Source organism: Marivirga atlantica, from assembly GCF_016734805.1.
Taxonomy (GTDB): Bacteria; Bacteroidota; Bacteroidia; order Cytophagales; family Cyclobacteriaceae; genus Marivirga; species Marivirga atlantica.
This window is the reverse complement of sequence record NZ_JAERQG010000002.1, coordinates 478,059-498,543: the sequence shown is the minus strand read 5'-3', so window position 1 is coordinate 498,543 and position 20,485 is coordinate 478,059. Positions and strand designations below refer to the sequence as shown.

The 20,485-nt window shown below is 35.7% G+C and carries 17 protein-coding genes; 8 read left to right on the top strand and 9 right to left on the bottom strand.

Annotated elements, in window-relative coordinates; translation table 11 throughout:
* Positions 1 to 3 precede the first annotated feature (3 nt).
* Complete coding sequence (gene crcB / locus JKP34_RS09560; RefSeq protein WP_201920237.1) at positions 4 to 381, top strand: fluoride efflux transporter CrcB; 378 nt, start codon at positions 4 to 6, stop codon at positions 379 to 381.
* Here crcB and porU2 read toward each other — a convergent pair.
* Positions 374 to 5,380, bottom strand: a complete 5,007-nt coding sequence (gene porU2, locus JKP34_RS09555) for a putative type IX secretion system sortase PorU2 (protein WP_201920234.1) — start codon at positions 5,378 to 5,380, stop codon at positions 374 to 376. The two genes, crcB and porU2, sit on opposite strands and share 8 nt — an antisense overlap.
* Positions 5,367 to 6,458, bottom strand: a complete 1,092-nt coding sequence (locus JKP34_RS09550) for a putative type IX sorting system protein PorV2 (RefSeq protein ID WP_201920231.1) — start codon at positions 6,456 to 6,458, stop codon at positions 5,367 to 5,369. Before JKP34_RS09550 ends, porU2 begins: the two co-directional genes overlap by 14 nt.
* Before the next feature lie 353 nt (positions 6,459 to 6,811).
* Between JKP34_RS09550 and JKP34_RS09545 the strand changes: the two genes are divergently transcribed.
* The 5 genes from JKP34_RS09545 to JKP34_RS09525 all read left to right on the top strand — a co-directional run bounded on the left by JKP34_RS09545 (position 6,812) and on the right by JKP34_RS09525 (position 12,441).
* A complete protein-coding gene (locus tag JKP34_RS09545) occupies positions 6,812 to 7,147 on the top strand; it encodes a PadR family transcriptional regulator (protein ID WP_236664955.1) in 336 nt (111 codons plus the stop codon).
* 55 nt (positions 7,148 to 7,202) lie between these two features.
* Positions 7,203 to 9,668: a GIN domain-containing protein gene (locus JKP34_RS09540; protein WP_201920225.1), complete on the top strand. Its 2,466-nt coding sequence runs from the start codon at positions 7,203 to 7,205 to the stop codon at positions 9,666 to 9,668.
* Positions 9,669 to 9,884: 216 nt separating this feature from the next.
* Positions 9,885 to 10,463, top strand: a complete 579-nt coding sequence (locus JKP34_RS09535) for an RNA polymerase sigma factor (protein WP_201920221.1) — start codon at positions 9,885 to 9,887, stop codon at positions 10,461 to 10,463.
* On the top strand, positions 10,450 to 11,133 hold the full coding sequence (locus JKP34_RS09530; protein WP_201920218.1) for a hypothetical protein: 684 nt from the start codon (positions 10,450 to 10,452) through the stop codon (positions 11,131 to 11,133). The genes JKP34_RS09535 and JKP34_RS09530 overlap by 14 nt, the downstream gene beginning before the upstream one ends.
* An 18-nt stretch (positions 11,134 to 11,151) precedes the next feature.
* Positions 11,152 to 12,441: a porin family protein gene (locus JKP34_RS09525; RefSeq protein ID WP_201920215.1), complete on the top strand. Its 1,290-nt coding sequence runs from the start codon at positions 11,152 to 11,154 to the stop codon at positions 12,439 to 12,441.
* Positions 12,442 to 12,494: 53 nt separating this feature from the next.
* Here the strand turns inward: JKP34_RS09525 and JKP34_RS09520 are convergent, their stop codons facing one another.
* From JKP34_RS09520 to JKP34_RS09490, 7 genes are all read right to left on the bottom strand, one after another.
* Positions 12,495 to 13,004: a hypothetical protein gene (locus tag JKP34_RS09520; protein ID WP_201920212.1), complete on the bottom strand. Its 510-nt coding sequence runs from the start codon at positions 13,002 to 13,004 to the stop codon at positions 12,495 to 12,497.
* Between the two features lie 82 nt (positions 13,005 to 13,086).
* A complete protein-coding gene (locus JKP34_RS09515) occupies positions 13,087 to 13,950 on the bottom strand; it encodes a substrate-binding periplasmic protein (protein WP_201920209.1) in 864 nt (287 codons plus the stop codon).
* Between the two features lie 47 nt (positions 13,951 to 13,997).
* On the bottom strand, positions 13,998 to 14,687 hold the full coding sequence (locus JKP34_RS09510; RefSeq protein ID WP_201920207.1) for a tetratricopeptide repeat protein: 690 nt from the start codon (positions 14,685 to 14,687) through the stop codon (positions 13,998 to 14,000).
* Positions 14,684 to 16,102 (bottom strand): CCA tRNA nucleotidyltransferase, encoded by a 1,419-nt coding sequence (locus JKP34_RS09505; RefSeq protein WP_201920204.1) that lies wholly within the window; start codon positions 16,100 to 16,102, stop codon positions 14,684 to 14,686. The genes JKP34_RS09510 and JKP34_RS09505 overlap by 4 nt, the downstream gene beginning before the upstream one ends.
* A 167-nt stretch (positions 16,103 to 16,269) precedes the next feature.
* On the bottom strand, positions 16,270 to 16,881 hold the full coding sequence (locus JKP34_RS09500; RefSeq protein ID WP_201920201.1) for a bifunctional nuclease family protein: 612 nt from the start codon (positions 16,879 to 16,881) through the stop codon (positions 16,270 to 16,272).
* Between the two features lie 11 nt (positions 16,882 to 16,892).
* Entirely contained in the window at positions 16,893 to 17,849 is a 957-nt protein-coding gene (locus tag JKP34_RS09495; RefSeq protein WP_201920198.1) for an electron transfer flavoprotein subunit alpha/FixB family protein, read from the bottom strand.
* 53 nt (positions 17,850 to 17,902) lie between these two features.
* On the bottom strand, positions 17,903 to 18,640 hold the full coding sequence (locus tag JKP34_RS09490; protein WP_201920194.1) for an electron transfer flavoprotein subunit beta/FixA family protein: 738 nt from the start codon (positions 18,638 to 18,640) through the stop codon (positions 17,903 to 17,905).
* A 187-nt stretch (positions 18,641 to 18,827) separates the two neighbouring features.
* On the opposite strand from JKP34_RS09490, the gene JKP34_RS09485 reads away from it, so the two are divergent.
* Both JKP34_RS09485 and JKP34_RS09480 read left to right on the top strand, forming a co-directional pair.
* Positions 18,828 to 19,151 (top strand): tetratricopeptide repeat protein, encoded by a 324-nt coding sequence (locus JKP34_RS09485; RefSeq protein WP_201920191.1) that lies wholly within the window; start codon positions 18,828 to 18,830, stop codon positions 19,149 to 19,151.
* Between the two features lie 79 nt (positions 19,152 to 19,230).
* On the top strand, positions 19,231 to 20,463 hold the full coding sequence (locus JKP34_RS09480) for a nucleoside recognition domain-containing protein (protein ID WP_201920188.1): 1,233 nt from the start codon (positions 19,231 to 19,233) through the stop codon (positions 20,461 to 20,463).
* Positions 20,464 to 20,485 lie beyond the last annotated feature (22 nt).

The following is a 20,485-nucleotide window of genomic DNA, read 5'->3' as shown; positions in this document are numbered from 1 at the left end:
GACATGCTGAAATCATTTATTCTTGTTGGCTTAGGAGGCTTTTTTGGTAGCGGATTCCGCTATCTTCTGTCTTATTATCTCAATGGTAGCAAAACTATATTTCTGCCAATAGGCACTTTGCTGGCTAACCTGCTAGGCTCTTTTCTATTTGGTTTCTTAATTGCCTATTTAATAAAAACTAATGAACCTAATTCGTTTTGGGCTTTACTTTTAGTAACAGGATTTTGTGGCGGTTTTACTACCTTCTCAACCTTTACTTTTGAGAATTTTAGCTACTTACAAAATGGGGATTATTTGTACTTCATCTCCTATACATTAATTAGCCTATTAGTAGCATTGTTACTGATAACAGCTGGATATTGGCTTGGTAAGTCTATCTGAGGATATAAAGCTTACCATATCCTTTCTTGAAAGCCTTATCAGCACTAGTAGCTCGCTGTTCCATAAAGTTGCCATTATTTCTGACTAATACTCTATATAAGTAAACACCATTGGCCAGCTTATCTCCGAATTGATCACGACCATCCCAGGCATATTCAGTGATATTATTACCTATATGAATCATACCAATTTCATCTTGAAGTATTTCTCTAACTACTCTTCCGCTTACTGTTAAAATCTGAATTTTGATTTCATTAGGAATTTCAGAACCAGTTAAGGTAAATACAAATCTAGTCTGTGTTGAAAATGGATTAGGATAAGGATAAAAATTAGTAATAGTTGAAGCATTAACCACCTCAAAGCTCACCTGAAAAGGCTCTTCTCCGGCACTATTACCACTTGCATCTTCCGCTGATGCCCTCAAAGTATAGGTTCCATCATCAAATTTTTCCGGATTATAAGTAACTGTAAAAGGTCTTTCATCAGTAGCGGCTTCAAAGGAAACCCGTGGATTTGAAAAATAAATAGGTTGACGCTGACAGCTCTCACATTGCTGTTCTATGCTGAGTGAAAGGCCGCTGGTGTCTGTTCTAAGAATAAAATCGTTCTCATCTTTTAACACCATCTTTATGATTGGTGATGGTGAAACAATATCTCCATCCAGAATATTAATTCCATCGAAAGTAACATCAATAAATGGTGGTAGTGAATCTCTTTTAACATCAATTAAATCGTTAAGACTTATTTGATTATTAACTGATCTATACTCCGAACTTTGATTATTACTATTTAAAATAACCGCAGCATTATTTACCCCTACTTTCCCACGAGTATTAATACCTACTGAAAAATTAACGGTTTCTTCAGCCTCTAAAGCTTTAAGTTTAAAATTGTTTATTTCTTCAGTTCTGGTAGTTTGGTTAAAAATTCGTTGACTGTAGGTAATACTATCGGTAAAACTATTCGGTGTAACATTAACTGCTGAATAAGTACGCTCATAATCTTCTCCCTCTGCTAAAACAGGTTGGGTGGTAGGTACCTCATCGTTTAATAATAGAACAGCATCTGGCAATTCCTCGTAAGTCACTTGCCATTGTACCAATCTTGGAGGTGTTAGTTCAACACTATCAGTCAAAACAGTTCTTAATCTTAATTGAGGATATATAGAAGCATCTACACTTTCAATTGAAGCAGGTAAACTCACATCGGAAAATAAAAGGGTTTGATTATTGAGTGTATCAATTCCAAAAACATCTACTCTTATATCATCACTTGCTTCAACACCATCAAAATTAGCATCTACACTTTTCCAGCTTCTTGCCGGCCCAACTACCGTAGAAGTAACGGAGCCTGATTGAAAACTAATATCAATTGTTTGATTCAAACTTATTGTTAATTGCTTACTGGGATCATTATCAGGTTGATCAAAAGAATATGATTCAATTCCCTGTCCCTCTCCTATTCCCTTTCTTCCAAATAAAATATAAGGGTTCCCGTTTTCAATATTATCAAAAACAGCAGAGCTAGCACCCAGGTCTAGTACTTCTTCCCGATTATTAGCTCTTAAAACATTCCATGCCGCACTATCAAAAGAGAGCATCAACACATAATCGCCTGCAGGCAATTGATCATAATAACTCTGAAAATAAGTAGTCGGGTTATTTAACTGGCTGTTGGGTATTTCGTTAATAACCTGCGGACTTCTTCCACATGAAAACGGATCGGTCCTATCAAAACCTCCATTATTAAGAATTCTATACGGCTCACCTGAGAATTGATCAAAAGCTACTAAGTGTACGGCCTGAGGTGCGCATTGGTCTACCGCAAAACCATATGGTGAAAATTCCTCTGAATTAATCCTGATACTCATTCTTTGAGCTCCTGAATCAGCTGGACTAATCACATTAAGATCAATAGTATTTTCTTCATATGACCAATCTGAATTCTCTATGACCAAGCCACTAACCTCACCGGCATTAAACTGATCAGTTTTATTTTGCGCCCAACCTTTTTCTAATGCTGAATTAAATATAAAACTTGAAGTGCTCCATTGATCGACCTCTCCTTCCTCAATAGCAGCAAACTTACTTCGCCAATAGTATGACTGATTGCTATTATTCAATAAAGAAGTACTCCACTTAGCAATAACTTTAGCAGTAACTGTTTCTTGCTTTAAGAAAGGAGAATCGAAGGTTGGTGTAGTGTCAATTTCAAATAAATAATTACGTTCTTTTGAAAGCAAATCAATAGACTGAGCAGTTAAAGTAACATCGGCTTCATTAACAATAGAAAATGGATAAGGATATAAGTTTAATGTAGTTCCCAGACTAAAGAAGTAGTTAAAACTAGCCATATTATTGTCCTCTCTCATTTCTGAAATGCTATCTAAAGGATCTAGCTGAAACTCAAAAGTACTTTCTCCGAATTGACCTAAAGAGGTATTTTCTACAAAAAACCTAATAGTGTCCTGATTATAAGGTGAGTCATAGTATTGGGTATCAAGTGGAATTAGAGAGTTGTCAGGAAGCCTTCTGTTTACAGTTATTGCTAATGAATCATCTGTTGTAATACCATAATTCTTTATAATGAGATCAAAAGCAAATTCTGCCGTTGTTGCATCAATTGGCAGTCCATTTAAAGAAACTAGGTCAATAGCATTATTGGTTATTTCAAAATCAGGTTGATTTGTAGGAAAAAGCCTATAACCAGGATCTCCCATTAAGTTAAATTGCTGTGCCTGGGCTATAAATAATTCAGCAGGATTATTACCAAAAACCTCCAAATAAGCTTTAGAAGTTTCTAAATGTACTTTACCAATTGGTTCATCAATAAGAGCTGAGTCACCAAAAGCCTTGGCATAAAAAATATCTGAATACCTTTTTAGCTCGTTTTGTAAGCCTAAGGCAGTATGAGCCATTACATGTAATGCACCTTTGTTCGGAGTATTTACCCAATCTTCTCCAAAAGTTATAGCATTTCTTTCAATTTGATATATGGAGCCGGCATTGCAACCATTAATGTATATCAATGGATACTTCCCTTGATTTTGGTACCCTAAATCATCGTTACTTACGAACCCAATATCGATATCAGAAGAACTTGTTTCAGAATGACCGAAGAAAGTAATCATATTCACTCCTTGATTAACTTGTTCTGATACGTTTAAACTTTCGATAACTTGAGTACTTTCTTTGGTTATTTCCTCGGCACTACCACCTATATATGGAGCTCTTGCAAAACTTGAGAAATCATCAATATATCCACTAAACTCGTTAATTTCATTCTCACTTAAACCACCAGATAAGTGGAGAAAAGCCTTTCTTCTCAAATTATCAATCGGTTGAGTCTCCATTTCTATTATCTTATCCAAATAATTAGCTACTATTTCAGGTGAATGAGCATTTAATCTTCCGTAAGCCAAAGTAGGTCGATTATTTTCTAGAATATTATAGCCATAAAGATTATCTGCCCCAGGATAACCTGCACTTGGTACATACTCGCGGTAACCAGTAGTATCATTAATTACTCGGTAGGGTTTATGAAACCAGTTCAACCCCTTTCCAATTAAAAAGACATATTCCGCCTTGGTATTTTCTACTAAAAACCTACTAAATCTGTAAATGGCTAAAGGCGAAGTTTCTCCATAATTAAATTGGTTAAAAAGCTGATCCATAAACACTGTCAAAGTATCATAACCTCCTCCTGCCATGGTAGCTCGGTAAGAACTGTAAGCCTTAACAGGGTTATTATACTCACCAAATGGTCGGTCTAAAAGTTTATTGCTAATGATGATGTAATCAGGATTAGCACTATTGAGGTTTCTAAAACTGACCTTTTTTAGATTGGCTGAAATTGTACTTTGATTCTGCACATAAATTGGAACATTATTAGCTGCATTTTGAACAACAGTAGAAATAGTGCTTCCTATACGATTAGTTTCCAGAATCTGAGGGTCATTAAAATTATCTATTCTAAATAATCTAGCGGTACTATTTGTGTTAGTAAACTCAGTATAGACTGAACCCTGGGAATTACCTATTAATTCAAGTCTGCTATTTAGCTCATTGTTCATATCAAAAGACTTATTATAAGTCAATTGAAGAAAAGAAACTGAAACGCGATCGTTGCCGCTGGCACTGCTAACTATTCTAACATATAAGTCACCATTGGAGTTAATATCCGACCAGTCAAGCTCCGCACTAATTCTATCAAATTCAAACTTTTGAAAGTTTGTGTTCCCTATGCTTCTAAGATTTGTCGAATTTGGTCCAACAAATACTTCTACCTCATGAAGCAAGTTATTCCTTCCTTGAACCAGTATTTCAAAATTGAGATTATCATCGGTTCTAACTTGCTTACTTATATTGTTAAGCACTATATTTCTTTCTCCAATGAAAAAACCTCCGGTCCATCCTTCACCATAATCAAAAGCAGATTTTAGTACTTCATTAGCTGGTGGGTAAGTACTGCCTGCTACATCCGCCCCTACATAAAGATTTCTAACAGTTTTTAAATAAGAACTCTGAATTGGTAAACCACCGCTATTACTAATAGGGTTGATTCGCTCCATGCGTTTACCAAAACTGCCATCTAACGACCATGTTAAAAAATAGGATGTGGTATCATTAAAAAGATTGTAGTATGTATGAGGCTGCGCGTCAGGCTCTACATAAAGCGGTGTATCACTTTCTCCATCGTTTGGTTTGCCTAAAAACTGTATCACATCACCTTGGTTTATCCTTCCATCACTTTGACCGGTAACATTGAGTGCAATTTCCTCTCCCCGATGATACATTTTAAATGTACGGGCATCAATACTGTTTAAGTTAATTTGAGCAGCATTAAGCGAATTGAAGTCTAGTTGATAAACACCTTCCTGTGCAACTTCAATTTTGTAATAAGTCTGATTGAAATTGATCCACTCGTTTCCATATTGGGCTTTTAATGAAAACAGTGGGGTGATGATAAAAATGAAGTAAAATAATCTATTCTTTAGCATCCCAATTAAGTATGATGGTAAAAATATGAGAGTAAAGAGATTCGGAAGCATCTCCTAAATCAGTATAGGCATAATCTATCTGTAGTATTTTGTACTTAAATCCCATGCCAATATTGGATTGTCCATTCCAACGCTCGCTCCCGTTAAAATTCCTTATCTTCTGTAAATTATTACCTCCAAACCTTAAAAAAGCTAAGTTCTTGTAGGCTATTTCAATACCGAATTTTGGATCAATCGAATACATATCTTCTGATATATAAGTATTTCTAGGCCCATCAAATGTAGTTTCCAGATTAATCTCACCTAATATAGATAAGTTATAAGGTAATTGTTGGGTATAAGCTGCACCAAGAACTAGACGAGGCAGTGTCATCTCAGTAGTGTTCTCCGGAATTTCGTTTCCCGTTTGTAAATAAACATCCTCTATAAGGCTGGTATTATGATACCAGGTAGTGAAAGTTCCAAATATATCTTTACCGACTAAGGCAAAATCAAAATTATTCAATTGGTAGGCTAAGGCTGCATCTAGCCCAAAACCCCAGGCATTGGCAAATTTACCAACCGACCGATGCACCACTTTAGCATTTGCACCAAAGTTCAGTCCTTCTAGCAAGCTCAGCGGACGAGCATAAGAAAATTGAAAAGCATAATCTGCCGCTGAAAAGAACCTTATATTATCATAGTTAATAGCTCCATTGGCATCATACAAATACCTTGTATCCGGTATGTCGTCAACACCAAATCGAATAAATGAGATGCCCATTACTCCTTTTTCATCTATTGGAGTAGCATAACCCACATAATCATAAGCAGCAATTCCAGCAAAGTACTCCGCATGTTGTATGGTAAGATTATTATCTGCTTTAACCCTTACCAAATTAGCCGGATTCCAATAAGTGGCAGAAGCATCAACTGTTGTAGCAACCACTGCATTACCCATTGCTAATCCTCGAGCACCTACCCCAATGGCTAAGAACTCATTGGCATATTTGGGTTTGCTCACCTGAGCCCTGGTAGAATTGATACCACCGAGCACTGTGATAAAGCAAATTAAAATATGTTGAACTTTGATTTTCATCCTGAATTAAAACTAATAAATATCTATTGATTTTAGAGAATGCATAATCATAAATAAACCAACAGCATGCATAATTAATTTCAATTGTGTACGTAGGCGTACAATTTTCATCCTTATGCTTGGCAATTACGAACACCTCATCATTCCATTTCCACAAGGCCAACACCTTCATCTTATAAATAAATCATGCAATAGAGGCTTCAAATGGGTATTACGCTTGAAAAAATTCATTTTAAAAAATCGGTAAAAAGACTTGGTACACATCTTGGCATAGAAGCAATGATGAGAACGGTGGCAACACCAAGGTTGTATTTAATTTAAATTCTATGATAGCAGAACAAATAAAATCACAAATGAGAAAAGGAATTCTCGAATATTGTGTGATGCAGATACTACTTCGAGGAGAGGTTTATGCATCTGATTTAATTGAGGAGTTACAACAAGCCAATCTATTGGCTGTTGAAGGGATCATATATCCACTTCTGCTCAAATTTAAACATGAGGGACTTCTTACATATGAATGGGTGAATTCAGAAAGTGGCTTACCGAAAAAACACTATCAATTAACGGATGAAGGTAAGCAAACAGCCAATCTATTAGCTGATGAATTACATGCTCTGCTCAATACTACAAAAGCATTTGAAGCAAAGTCTGTAAACGATAAACCTGAAACAAACCAAGAAAAATAAAGACACATCTGCTAATTAATGGCAGCATTCATTCAAAAAACTTAATTTTAAAGCAATGAAGAAGAACGTAAGTATAAATATAGGAGGCATCATTTTTCATGTTGAAGAAGATGGCTATGAAAAGCTAAAGAATTACCTCGATACAATTAATAGCTATTTCGCTGATTTTCAAGAAAGTCAGGAAATCATAACAGATATTGAAAATAGAATAGCCGAGATCTTTTTAAGTAAGCTTAAAGACGACAAACAAGTTATCAACCTGGAAGACGTTGAAGCCCTAATTGCTACATTAGGTAGTATAGAAGACTTTAAGAAGGCAGAAAAGGAAAGCGAGCCGGGTCAAGAGGAATATACAACAGAAGAGAAAGAATTTTACGAAACGGAAGGTTCAAAAAAATTATTCAGGGATACTAAGCGCAAAATAATTGGCGGTGTAGCTGCTGGCTTAGCACATTATTTTAAGGTAGATGTACTTTGGATCAGGTTAGTTTTAATACTTCTGGGAGCTCTTACTTTCTGGAATGGTGTTGGCCTAATCGTGGTGGTTGCCTACATTCTTAGCTGGATTTTCCTGCCTGCCGATCCATTTTTACCGGAAACAGAAAAGGTTAAGAAGCTATATAGAGGAAAAGATGGAGTTGTAATAGCTGGTGTTGCTAAAGGTCTGGCAATCTACCTTGGTGTTGAAGTAGCCATAATAAGATTACTATTTGTATTACTACTTATCCCTGGATTTGCGGGTTTCTTCATCTATCTGGTTTTATGGTTAATTACACCTAAAGCCAACTCTTTAACAGAAAAAATGCAAATGGAGGGTACTCCTATTACTTTATCAAATATTGAGAAAAGCATAAAATCTAATTTTAAAGATAAAGATGGTGAAGAAAGCGTTTGGGCAAAGATTTTACTATTTCCATTCAGATTAATTGCGATCATATTAACAGGTCTTGCCAAAGTACTAGGTCCTATTCTAAACGTAGTGGTTGATATAATAAGAGTAATAGTTGGTCTTGTATTTATAGTGCTGGGTCTGTCATTTGCAACTAGCGCATTTAGCCTTGTACTATTCAACGAAGGATGGTTGATACCTGAAAGATTTATGAGAGAGCTAGATGCTCCTTTACACATATTCGCTAATACAGTAAGTGTCGAGCAGAATATCGTTATGTTTTTACTATTGGTAATTCCTGCTGTATTCATTACAATAGCTGGGATTAGTGTATTAGCAAAAAAATGGGTACTTAATAAAACATTCGGTTTCTCATTATTGGGTCTCTATATAGTTTCGTTAATAGTTGCGGGGTTCATGATTTTTAACACTGCCATGAATTTTAACAAAAAAGGAGTATTGACTGAAACAACAGAATTTAACCTTAATGGCAAAGAAACATTGGTGCTTGATGTAAGACAAATAGGCTATGACGATTATGATGAGCCATCCCTAACAATTTTTGGATACGATGGCAATACTATAAAACTTGAGCAAAATTTTGACGCAAGAGGATTTTCAAGGGAAAACGCAATTGAAAATGCTGGAATGATTATGCATGAAGTAATCCAGAAAGATGATTCAATATTAGTATTCGATTCTGACTTGAGATTCAAAGAAAATGCCATTTTTAGAGCACAGGATCTTGAAATGAACCTTTACATCCCTTTTAACCAGAAATTTGAAATGGATAACTCGCTGAGGGATATTTTAAGAAACACTATTTATAGAAATGGATATTCTGCTTATCAGATACCAAATAACACCTGGGTATTTACAGAAGAGGGGCTAGAGTGTTTGACATGTGAAGAAAATGCCTTTGATAAGCCAAATTCTAATGATAATGCACTAAATAATGACTATAGCTATAATGGCGATTTCTATAAAGCTCCATTTTCAATTGATGATGCTTATATAAGAAGATACAGTAATAGTAACTTTAGCAAGTTAAATATAACTACAGGCATTTTTGTTGAAGTAAGTGAAGGAAGTAACTATTCAATCACTATATACAGCGAAGAGGATGATTTTGAAAATCTTGGACTAGAACAATCAGGAAGCACATTAAAAATGTATCAAGAGCATAACGGTTTCTGGGATGGTGATAACCATAAAATCAAAGCAGTAATAACAATGCCAAATATAGATGTGATAAGTGCTTCTTCGGCTGCAACTGTTCACCTATTTGGTTTTGAAGAAGAATCTTTTGACATAGATATAAGCTCTGCCGCAAAAGTTTATGCAGAAGGAAGGTATAAGAACCTCGATGTAGATGCTTCCAGTGCGGCAAGTGCATATTTAAAAGGTAGTGCAGAAAAGCTTGAAGCAAAAGCAAGTAGTTCCGCTTCTATAAGAGCATTTGAACTTAGTAGCAATACCATCGATGCTGATGCTTCCAGCGCAGCCCGTATTGAAGTAAATCCTGTTAGAACACTTAATGCAGACGCTTCAAGTGCAGGAAGAGTAAGATATAAAGGGAACGCAAATGTTAATGCAAACAGTGGCAGCGGTGGAAGAGTAAGCAGGGATTAAAACCTAAATAAACTATTTTTGAGCACCAGTCTTTAAGCTGGTGCTTTTTTATTGCCAAATTTTTGGTTTTCCATACAAACTTAAAAATTACCTAAACAGCTGTTTTTCTGACATTTAACTATCTTTATAAAAATAGATTCAATAATATTTAAAAAATCTTAAATACTGACGCAACGCTTTCAATAGCTCGTGCATCTTCCTTATGTAACCATAAAAATGAAAGTGTTTATCCAAAAATCCACCACCGAAGAAAGCTTAATTGCCGGGTGTAAACGTCAGAAGGCAAGTGCACAAAAAGCACTATTTGACAAATACTCCGGAAGAATGCTTAGCATTTGCTGCAGGTATATAAAAGATAGACTTGAGGCAGAAGGAACAATGGTTACAGCCTTCGTTAAAATTTTTGAACGCATTGATCAATATAGTGGTGAAGGAAATTTTGAAGGCTGGATGAAAAGGATAATGGTGAATGAGTCATTAATGTATTTGAGGAGAAACAAAAATATGGCTTTAAGTATTGACATTGAAGAGGCATATGATAATCCAAACTTTGAAAGACTTGAAGACCACCTTGAAGCCAATGATTTATTAAAACTTATTAGTGAGCTGCCTGTAGGTTATAGAACGGTTTTCAACCTCTATGCCATTGAAGGCTACTCACATAAGGAAATAGGAGAACAATTAGAAATTAGTGAAAACACTTCCAAATCGCAGTTAAGTAGAGCGAGAACATTGCTTCAAAAAAGACTGGCTGAAATGGAACAAAATATACAGCTTAGCCATGGAATCAAATAAATTAGATACCCTATTTAAGAATAAGCTTGACCGACATAGTGAACAGGTTTCAGCTGATGCCTGGGCTCAGTTACAAGCTCAGCTCGGTAATAATAAAAAAAATAAAAAACCTTTAGTGTGGTATGCGGCAGCTAGTGTAGCCCTACTATTTACTTTAGGTATAGGCTATACATCTTATCAATCCGGAAATACAGAGAAAGCAGTAGCTGTACAGCCAATTGAGTTAAACAACAGCTTAAACATGGCACAAAATACTGATAATCAGCTTCTGATACCTGCCACAAAAACAGAAACTGTTGATAATAAAACAAAGCAATCAGCAAAGGTTAACACACAACCGAATACAACAACCTTGAAAAATATGGTGCCCAATAAAAACGAAATAATGTTGGCTACCAATAACATTACCTTCAAAAAACTGGAAGCAAAATCAACAACACTTTTCGCTGTTATTGATGATAATTTTCAGCCAGATTTCAGAAAAATAGAATCTGAGATTGTAGTAGAAATGAACTACAAGCCTGTGGAAGGTGATAAATTTAATGAGTTCAAACAAAAGACAAACAAATTAAAATCACTGGCCAGTGAGATTTCTTTAGCAGATTTAAGATCTGCAAAAAATGAGCTTTTCGCTTCAGCTCTTCAATTTGAAAAGAAGCGTGTTAATTAATTCTAAATGAACAAAAAGATGAAAAAGATAAGTACAATACTCGCTTTAGCATTATGTATGTTAATTGGCCAGTCGGCACAAGCCAAAAACTGGCAGTCTGATACTTTAAAAGTAATCAAGCAAGATGGTGAAATGGTTTTCTTAATACTTAAGAATATTAGCAATAAGGCTGATGTAAAATCAATGGACCTGAGTAAAATCATATCAGGAATAGAAAAAAATAAGGATAAAATTGGTGAAGATGCTGTTGTAGTACATGGTTCTAATAAAAGTTACAACCTTAAAGCAAATGGCGACTATTATTACCTCTCTGCCTTAAGCAATAAAAGTAATGATAGTTTTACTGTGAGAATCTTTGAAAACACCACTAGAAAGCAACTAGAGGCTTTTAAAGAAGACGCTGAAGAAGAGGGTATAAACGTTAAATACACCAATTTACAAATTGTTGATGGTAAAATAGACGCTATCAGTATGGAGGTTGACTGCAACGATGGTTTTTCTGGAAACCTATCCGTAACAAATATACCTGAATCAGGGGTAGGTTTTATAAGGGATTACTCAGCAGATGCAGATGCACCTTTTGTAATAGGCAAAGTTTTTGATGCAAATGATGACTCATACAACTGGCTAAGTAATGATGACGATTATTCTGAAGCCTTTAATAAAGAAAGCAGCGTAACCCGAGATGACAAGAAAAAAGGTATTGATTACAATCACGACTTTGAATTTATGATTGGCTTAAACAACTATCTAAATTCAGATAATCAACTACCGGATAACGATAACGCAGTGTATAGTCTTGATCCAATTACCTCATGGACTTACGGTTTAAATTCAGTACATGAAGTAGAGTTTTCGCCTTACTTTAAATCGCTATTCCAGTTTGGTTTACAGTGGTATAACTTTGCTCTGGCTGATTCGAAATACCAAATTGTAAAAGGTGCTGAAGAAGTAGAATTTGTAGACCGAAGCGCAGACTTAAGTGCCACCAGAAGCAAATTGAATATTACTTACTTAAATGCGGCAGTAGTGCCTATGTTTAAACTTGGCAAGAAAAATTCTGCCTTCAGATTTGGAGCTGGAGTATACGGAGGTTATAGAATTGGAAGTAAGTCAAAATTTAAATATGAGGATGATGGAAAAGATGTTGACAAAAATAATTTCCACCTAAACAGTGTACGCTATGGAGTCAAAGCTCAAATAGGCTGGAAAGGTGTAGACTTATTCGCTACTTATGATCTTAACTCACTTTATATTGAGAATAGAGGCCCTGAGTTAAATGCAGTCTCATTCGGATTAATTTTCTAATACATATCAAACCAACATAAAAAAGGGAAGCAAATGCTTCCCTTTTTTATTGACTACGGTAAAATATTAGTCTTATAATCAATTTGCCTAAATGTCTTTTCACTCATTCTTAATGAACGTTTTGCCGTCTGTAGCTCAGGCCTAAAGAAGGAAGCATAAAGTAATAAACCTGTAAAAAGCCCCATCAGCCCATTATGATAAGTAGCTGCATAAGCTATAACAACTATCAACTGTAACACACATAAAACAATATACTTCGTCATAGTAGCTTGTCTGTACGCATTCATTTTAGGTCTTATTTCTTCTATGCGGGCTATCAACTTATACTTTTGCCTGATGTATAACAACAGTATGAGCGCAATTACAACTGACACAACTGATACGGAAACAACTAAGTATGTTTCTTCGTCCAGTCCAAGATTTACTATTTTGTTATTCCCATTTTCAGCCCTAAGAAAGGCAATCGCAAATAGAAATAATGGAGCAGCAAGTAAACTGTAGTATGTCATTTGTAATGACTGAAAAAACCTTTCCCAGTATTTGATGTCTTTATTGTCTTCCATATTAGTAAATTAAGAATTGTAAAAGCTAAGACAAAAAAAATGCGCACCATAATGTGCGCATCTCTTTAATGACTTAATGAGATCATTCAGAGGTAGTATCCAGTAATTTCACTGCACTTAAACCTAAATGATTAACCAATATTTTTTTGTATTCAGTAGTATTCTTATACCCACCGTTTGCTGCAAAAAACTCATCCATTATCGGTTGCCAATCACTTGATAAAGGCATAATGAAGGCAAACTCTTCAGAACCTTCATCTCCTACCTGGTGCCTTTTAATAGGGTCTCTATCCTTTACAGCATCAAAATAAAAGGCTAAATCCAGAAATGAGAATGACTGCTTATCTGCAAGTATTTTATCAAGTACTTCAGGACTTGAGTTAACGTACTCTATTTTTAAACCTGGGTAGTACTGATCCTTAATTGCATTAATTCTTTTCTCATTTAATGTTCCTTTAGCGGTGTAAGCTGTAAAACCATTAAACTTTTGAGGTATTTCTGACTTTGAGTTTAGTGTAGGAACACTATTGTGTGTTACCAGAATTGCAAAGTTCTTTATAAATGCCGGACTAAACTTGATCTCAGATTTTCTAGCTTCGGTCATAGTAATATTTCCTAAACCGAAAACACCTTTAGAGCCATTTTTAACCCCATTATACATGGCACGGAAACTGCTTCCATTACCAACAAATCTGGCATTAACATTAATACCATAAGTTGATTTCACGTAAGTCAAGAAATCGTCCATGATATCAACACATATACCTGTTAACTTACCACTAGCATCTTTATAAACGAAGCCCGGTGTTTCAACATAAGCAAAAGTAACCGTTGCTTTTTTAGCTTGATTAGCGGTAGCGAAATTATCACCAGATAAGTTTTGTCCTGTAGCAGAAGTACCGATAATCAGTACTAAAATTGCCGCTCTAAATAGTAATCTCATCATTCTATTAGTTGTTAATTAGTTTGAAACTAAACATGTAAAGAAAATAATTACTTTGATGTATTCAAATTTTCTTTAACTAAAGCATAATCAGGAGCTAATTCAAGTGCACTATTGAAATATTTTTTTGCACTCTCCTCATTACCCTGAGCTCTTGCTATTAAACCTTGCAAATTGTATACCACTGCTTTAAACGGCACCTGAATTTCTTTATTCTCTGCATTTTTAACGACTACCATGTTATTATTAACGACAGACTTACCTAAAAGAAGTTCTGTATTTATCATGGCTTCATCATAATTTTTTAATTCATACTGTTGATTAGCAATCTCGAATAACACAAATGCATCATCAGATAAGTTATACAAACGTTGATACATTTTTAATGACTGATCGATAGCACCTAATTGATCAAAACTTTGAGCAGCAACTTGTAAAAGCACCTGATTTTGGGAGTTGTATTTTAGCGCTTCCTTACTAGTCAATGCTGCTGAAGCATATTGTCTAAACTCGAAATACATAAAAGCTAGCGAATCGAGGTATGAATGGTTAGTTGGCTCAAGTACCATTAGATCATAAATAGCACTTTTAGCCTGAGCATAGTCATTAAACTGAAGAGCCATTCTATACTTTATTTTGGCTCTATCAATTGATTCTGACTTAGCGTCTTGTGCATTGACATTACTATTCAATAAAAATAAACCCAGTACTAAAACTGATACTCTTAATAAATTCTTCATTTCACACTTTTTAAATTAAGTTTTTCACCGAGGGTCAGCATATAGGCATGTGCCTCTTTATAATTATTTTGAATCACGCCATCTAATATGGCCTCTTTTATGTCATTCTTGATTATTCCTACCTCTCTGCCTGGAGGAAGCTCAAAGGTATCCATAATTTCCTCACCTTTTATAGGTGGTTGGAAGTTACGAACATGGTCTTTAGCCTCCACCTCTTTCATTTTCTGCTCAACTATATCAAAGTTCTTTAAATACTTCTGAACTTTGTTAGGATTTTTTGAAGTAACATCAGCTCTGCAAAGCGTCATTAAATCCTCAATATCATCACCCGCATCGAACAACAACCTCCTAACAGCTGTATCAGTAATATTGTCCCTTACAAGAGGAATAGGCCTTAAATGAAGTAAAACCAATTTCTGTACATACTTCATTTTCTCGTTCATGGGTAATTTAAATCGCTTGAAAATTTTCGGAACCATACGAGCTCCTTTGTCCTCATGCCCATGAAATGTCCACCCTTGTTTAGGATGAAAGCGTTTTGTTGCTGGTTTAGCAATATCATGCAATATAGCGGCCCATCTCAACCATAAATCACCACCATATTTAGCGGTATTATCCAGAACCTGAAGTGTGTGATAGAAATTGTCTTTATGTTTTAAACCATTCTTTTCATCAACACCCAGTAGATTTTGAAATTCAGGAAAGAATTTATCCAACAAATTAGCATGGTACAGCAACTTAAAACCATAAGAAGGTGTATCTGATGAAATAATTTTATTGAATTCATCAGTTATACGTTCCTGAGAAATAATTTGAAGTCTATCAGCATTTTTGATAATACTATCAAAGGTATCTGGTTCAATATCGAATTTGAGTTGAGAAGCAAAACGTACCGCTCTCATCATCCTTAGGGGATCATCAGAAAAGGTCACATCCGGATCAAGAGGTGTTCTAATGGTCTTCCTTTTTAGATCTTTAACTCCATCGAAAGGATCAACTAAATCTCCATAGGTCTCCTCATTTAAGCTTATAGCTAATGCATTAATTGTAAAATCCCTTCTGTTTTGGTCATCAGCCAGAGTACCGTCTTCAACTATGGGTTTGCGGCTGTCACGCTGATAGGACTCTTTTCTTGCACCAACAAACTCAAGATCATATGACTTATATTGAATACTTGCAGTCCCGAAATTCTTAAATACCTGAATTTTCTTTTCTGCGTGTATAGCACTTGCCACCGATTTGGCTAGTTCTATGCCACTTCCAACACAAACAAAGTCAATGTCTTTGGAAGGTCTTTTTAAGATTAAGTCACGCACAAAGCCTCCCACCACATAAGTTTCAACGCCTAACTTAGCAGCGGTAGATTTTACTTTCTCAAAAATGGGCGAACTATCAAGAACTGATCGGAAATTCATTATTTATGGAACTGACTCAAGGCTTTACTTAAGAGATGTCAAATTTAGTATATTCTTTGAAGAAGCCTTATTTAAAAGACTATGATTTCTAAAATACTTTTGTTGAGAAATAAAAAAAGGCTGATTTTGAAATAATCAAAACCAGCCTTAAGGCAAAATTTTAACTCTTAATTTCTACGGTTAATTTCATCCCTGATTTTAGCAGCCAATTCATAATCCTCATCTTTCAGAGTCTTATCAAGCATGTCATTTAATTTATCCATAGACATGTTTTTTAACTGTTCATTTTTGTCAGTGCCTTTGTCACTAGATTCTTCACTTCTGGCGATTGGCTTTTTAAGCTCAGAAATATCGCCTTCCGGTGAATCATCAGATAATACTATTCCAGCTTCTGACATAATCTTCTCATAAGTGTATATTGGTGCATCGAACCTTATACCAATAGCTATAGCATCCGAAGGACGAGAATCAACCTCTATGGTGTCCACGCCATTATCGCACACAATTTTGGCATAAAATACACCTTCCTTAAGATCGGATATGATGATTTCTTTAACCGTGAAATTAAAGCCATGAGCAAATGATTTAAACAAATCATGCGTCATAGGCCTATTAGGAACAATTTTCTCAATCTCGATAGCAATAGCCTGCGCCTCAAACATACCTATTATAATAGGTAGTCTTCTGTTACCCTCAGACTGCCCCAAAACTAGAGCAAAGGAACCTGATTGCGATTGACTCGATGAAAGTCCTAATATTTCAAGTTTAAGTTTTTCCACAAATACAAAAATTAATTTTGAGCGGCTTTAAGCGCCTCAGTTAATTTTGGTACTACTTCAAAAGCATCTCCAACTATACCGTAATCGGCAGCTGCGAAGAAAGGTGCTTCAGGATCCTTATTAATTACCACTATATTTTTAGAAGAGTTTACACCTGCTAAATGCTGAATAGCACCAGAAATACCTATTGCAACATATAACTGAGGAGAAACCTTAACTCCTGTCTGTCCTACGTGCTCATGGTGAGGTCTCCATCCCATATCAGATACTGGCTTAGAGCAACCTGTAGCTGCACCAAGAGTTTTAGCAAGCTCTTCTATCATTCCCCAGTTTTCTGGTCCTTTCATTCCTCTACCTCCAGAAACTACTAGTTCTGCTTCAGGAAGAAGAATTTCACCCGTTGCCTTGTCTTGAGATGTAATTGTTACTTTGAAGGAATCATCAGATAATAATACATCAAATTTCTCAACCGTAGCTTCACTTCCATCAGTTTTAAGCTCAACTGCGTTCTTCTTTAGACCTAATATCTTTTTATCTGTTTTGATTTCTACGTTAGCAAAAGCTTTCCCTGTATAAATACTTCTCTTTACTTTGAAGCCATTTGAAGTATCAGGTAAATCACTTACATTAGAAACAAAGCCTGCTCCTTGCTTGGCTGCTACCCTAGCTGCTACAGGATCACCCAAAGATGATTTAGCCAACACTAAAATCTCAGCTCCAGTGCTTTCCATTGCCTGGTTTATTACCTGCGCATACGCCTGTATAATTCCTTTTTCTAATTTCTCATCGGTTACGTGTAAAACTTTAGAAGCTCCAGCATTTCCGGCTGCTTTTAAAGCACCCTCATCAATACTTCCAACAGCAAGTCCGATAACCTCATCACCCATTGCAGCTGCGTAAGAAACAGCTTCTAAAGAAGATTTTTTTACCACGCCTTCTGCGTGTTCTATAAATACTAATATTGCCATTTTAATTTTTTTAAAGTTGAATTATAAATATGTGATCGAAATAAGAATGTTACTTATAATACTTTGGCTTCATTCTTCAATAACTGAACAAGCTCTTCAACATTATCAGCATCAATCATTTTCACCTCACCTTTTGCAGGAGGCATCTCATATTTCTCTAAGGTTGCAGCTTCTGTGGCATCGGTAGGTTCTATCACCTCTAGCTTTTTACTTCTTGCCGACATAATTCCTCTCATGTTAGGGATTTTCCATTCAGCAATTGGTTCCTGACATCCGGCAACAAATGGAAGTGATAATTCTAAGTATTCTTTACCACCTTCAATCTCGCGAGCTAACTTAGCTGTTTCACCTTCGATATCAAGTTGCATTACAGGTGATATTGCAGGCATACCAAGTAATTCACCTACCATACCGTGCACCATGCCACCATTAAAATCAATAGATTCTCTTCCCATCATGATTAAATCATAACCACCGTCTTTTGCATGATTAGCAATTTGCTGTGCAACAAACATAGAATCAGTTGGCTCTGCATTAATTCTAATGGCATCATCAGCTCCTATAGCCAATGCCTTTCTGATAGTTGGTTCTGTTTCAGCTGTTCCTACATTAAGAACAGTTACACTTCCGCCACTGGCTTCTTTTAACTCTACTGCTCTTGCTAAAGCATAATCATCGTAAGGACCAATGATAAATTGAACACCATTTGCGTCAAATTTTGTATCATTATCCGTGAAAGAAATTTTAGCCGTAGTATCAGGTACGTGTGTAATACAAACTAATATTTTCATATATTTTAAAAGTTATATTATAGATTTACGCTCTATTTTTTAGAGCATTATTAAAAACAATTAATTTTAAGCTAGAAGGTTAGCCATATTTAACTAACCTTTGATAGTTAACTAGAATTAGGGCTCGAAGTTAAGTAATATTGAAAAAAATAAAAATTTGTTCCACCATTCAAATTTGTATTAATTGATGAATGAAGCGAGAATACAACAACTTCTCAAGTTTTTAGAAGAAACTCCTGACGATCCTTTCTTGATCTATGCGCTGGCAACAGAATATAAAGAAGACAACAAGCAAAAATCAAAACATTATTTTGATATGTTGTTAGCAGAGCATCCGGATTATGTTGGTACATATTACCATGCCGCAGCGCTTTATGCAGAAGAGTTCGACATCAATAAAGCTGAAGCAATTTATACTAAGGGAATAGAAGTCGCAAAAGCACAGGGGGATCATCATGCATTAAGAGAACTTCAAAATGCCTATACTAATTTTCAATTCGAAAATGAATAAATCGTTTAGCCTTTAGGAAGGAGTAATCGTACGGACTTTAAATTTTGATTTATATTTTTATTCTCTCTTATTTGCGCTTATGGTTTTGAATTACATCTGGGTAGCATTCTTCGTAATTGCTTTCGTCTTTGGTTTAGTCAAATGGATTTTCATGGGTGATATGGAAATATTCCCGGCAATGACCAATGCCACTTTTGAAATGGCAAAAACTGGATTTGAGATATCACTAGGACTTACCGGAGTAATGACATTATGGTTAGGTATTATGAAAGTTGGCGAAAAAGGTGGAATGGTTGGCTTACTTTCCAGGGTTACTTCTCCCTTATTTTCAAGACTTTTTCCGGAAATACCCAAGAATCATCCTGCCATGGGTGCTATGTTGATGAATATATCTGCTAATATGCTTGGGCTTGATAATGCGGCTACTCCATTAGGAATAAAAGCTATGCACGGGCTTCAGGAACTGAACCCCGATAAAAATAGGGCTAGCAATGCTCAGATTATGTTTTTAGTACTCAACACATCTGGCCTAACAATTATTCCTATTAGTATTATGGTTTATAGGGCACAAATGGGTGCTGCTAATCCCGCAGATATTTTCATACCTATTTTGCTAACAACTTTTTTCTCTACGCTGGCTGGCCTTCTGGCTGTTGGTATCGTTCAGAAAATCAACTTCTTTAATAAGCAAATATTAATCTCTTTAGGCTTGGTAAGTGGTTTTATAGCTTTTGTTATTTGGTACTTTACTACACTTAGTCAATCAGAGATTGGTACCATATCATCGGCAATTGCCAACTTCATTATTTTTGGAGTAATAGTATCATTCATCATTATGGCTTTCCGAAGAAAAGTAAATGTATATGAGACATTTATTGACGGTGCTAAAGAGGGCTTCAATTATGCCATTATGATCATACCTTATTTAGTAGCCATGCTAGTTGCCATAGGTGTGTTCAGGGCTAGTGGTGCCTTAGATTTGGTTGAAGATGGAATGGCATGGCTTTTTGTACAAATGGGTGTTAACGCTGATTTTGTACCAGCTATTCCCACTGCCACAATGAAACCGCTAAGTGGTAGTGGAGCTCGTGGGCTAATGCTTGAAGCAATGGAAAATTATGGTGTAGATTCATTTGTTGGTAGAGTAGTAAGCGTAATGCAAGGCTCCACAGAAACTACTTTTTATGTATTGGCTGTTTACTTTGGAGCTGTTGGAGTGAAAAACACACGTTATGCAGTTAGCTGTGGGTTAATTGCTGATTTAACAGGAATTGTAGCGGCAATACTTATTAGCTACCTCTTTTTCTATTAAACACAAAAGCCAGCAATAGCTG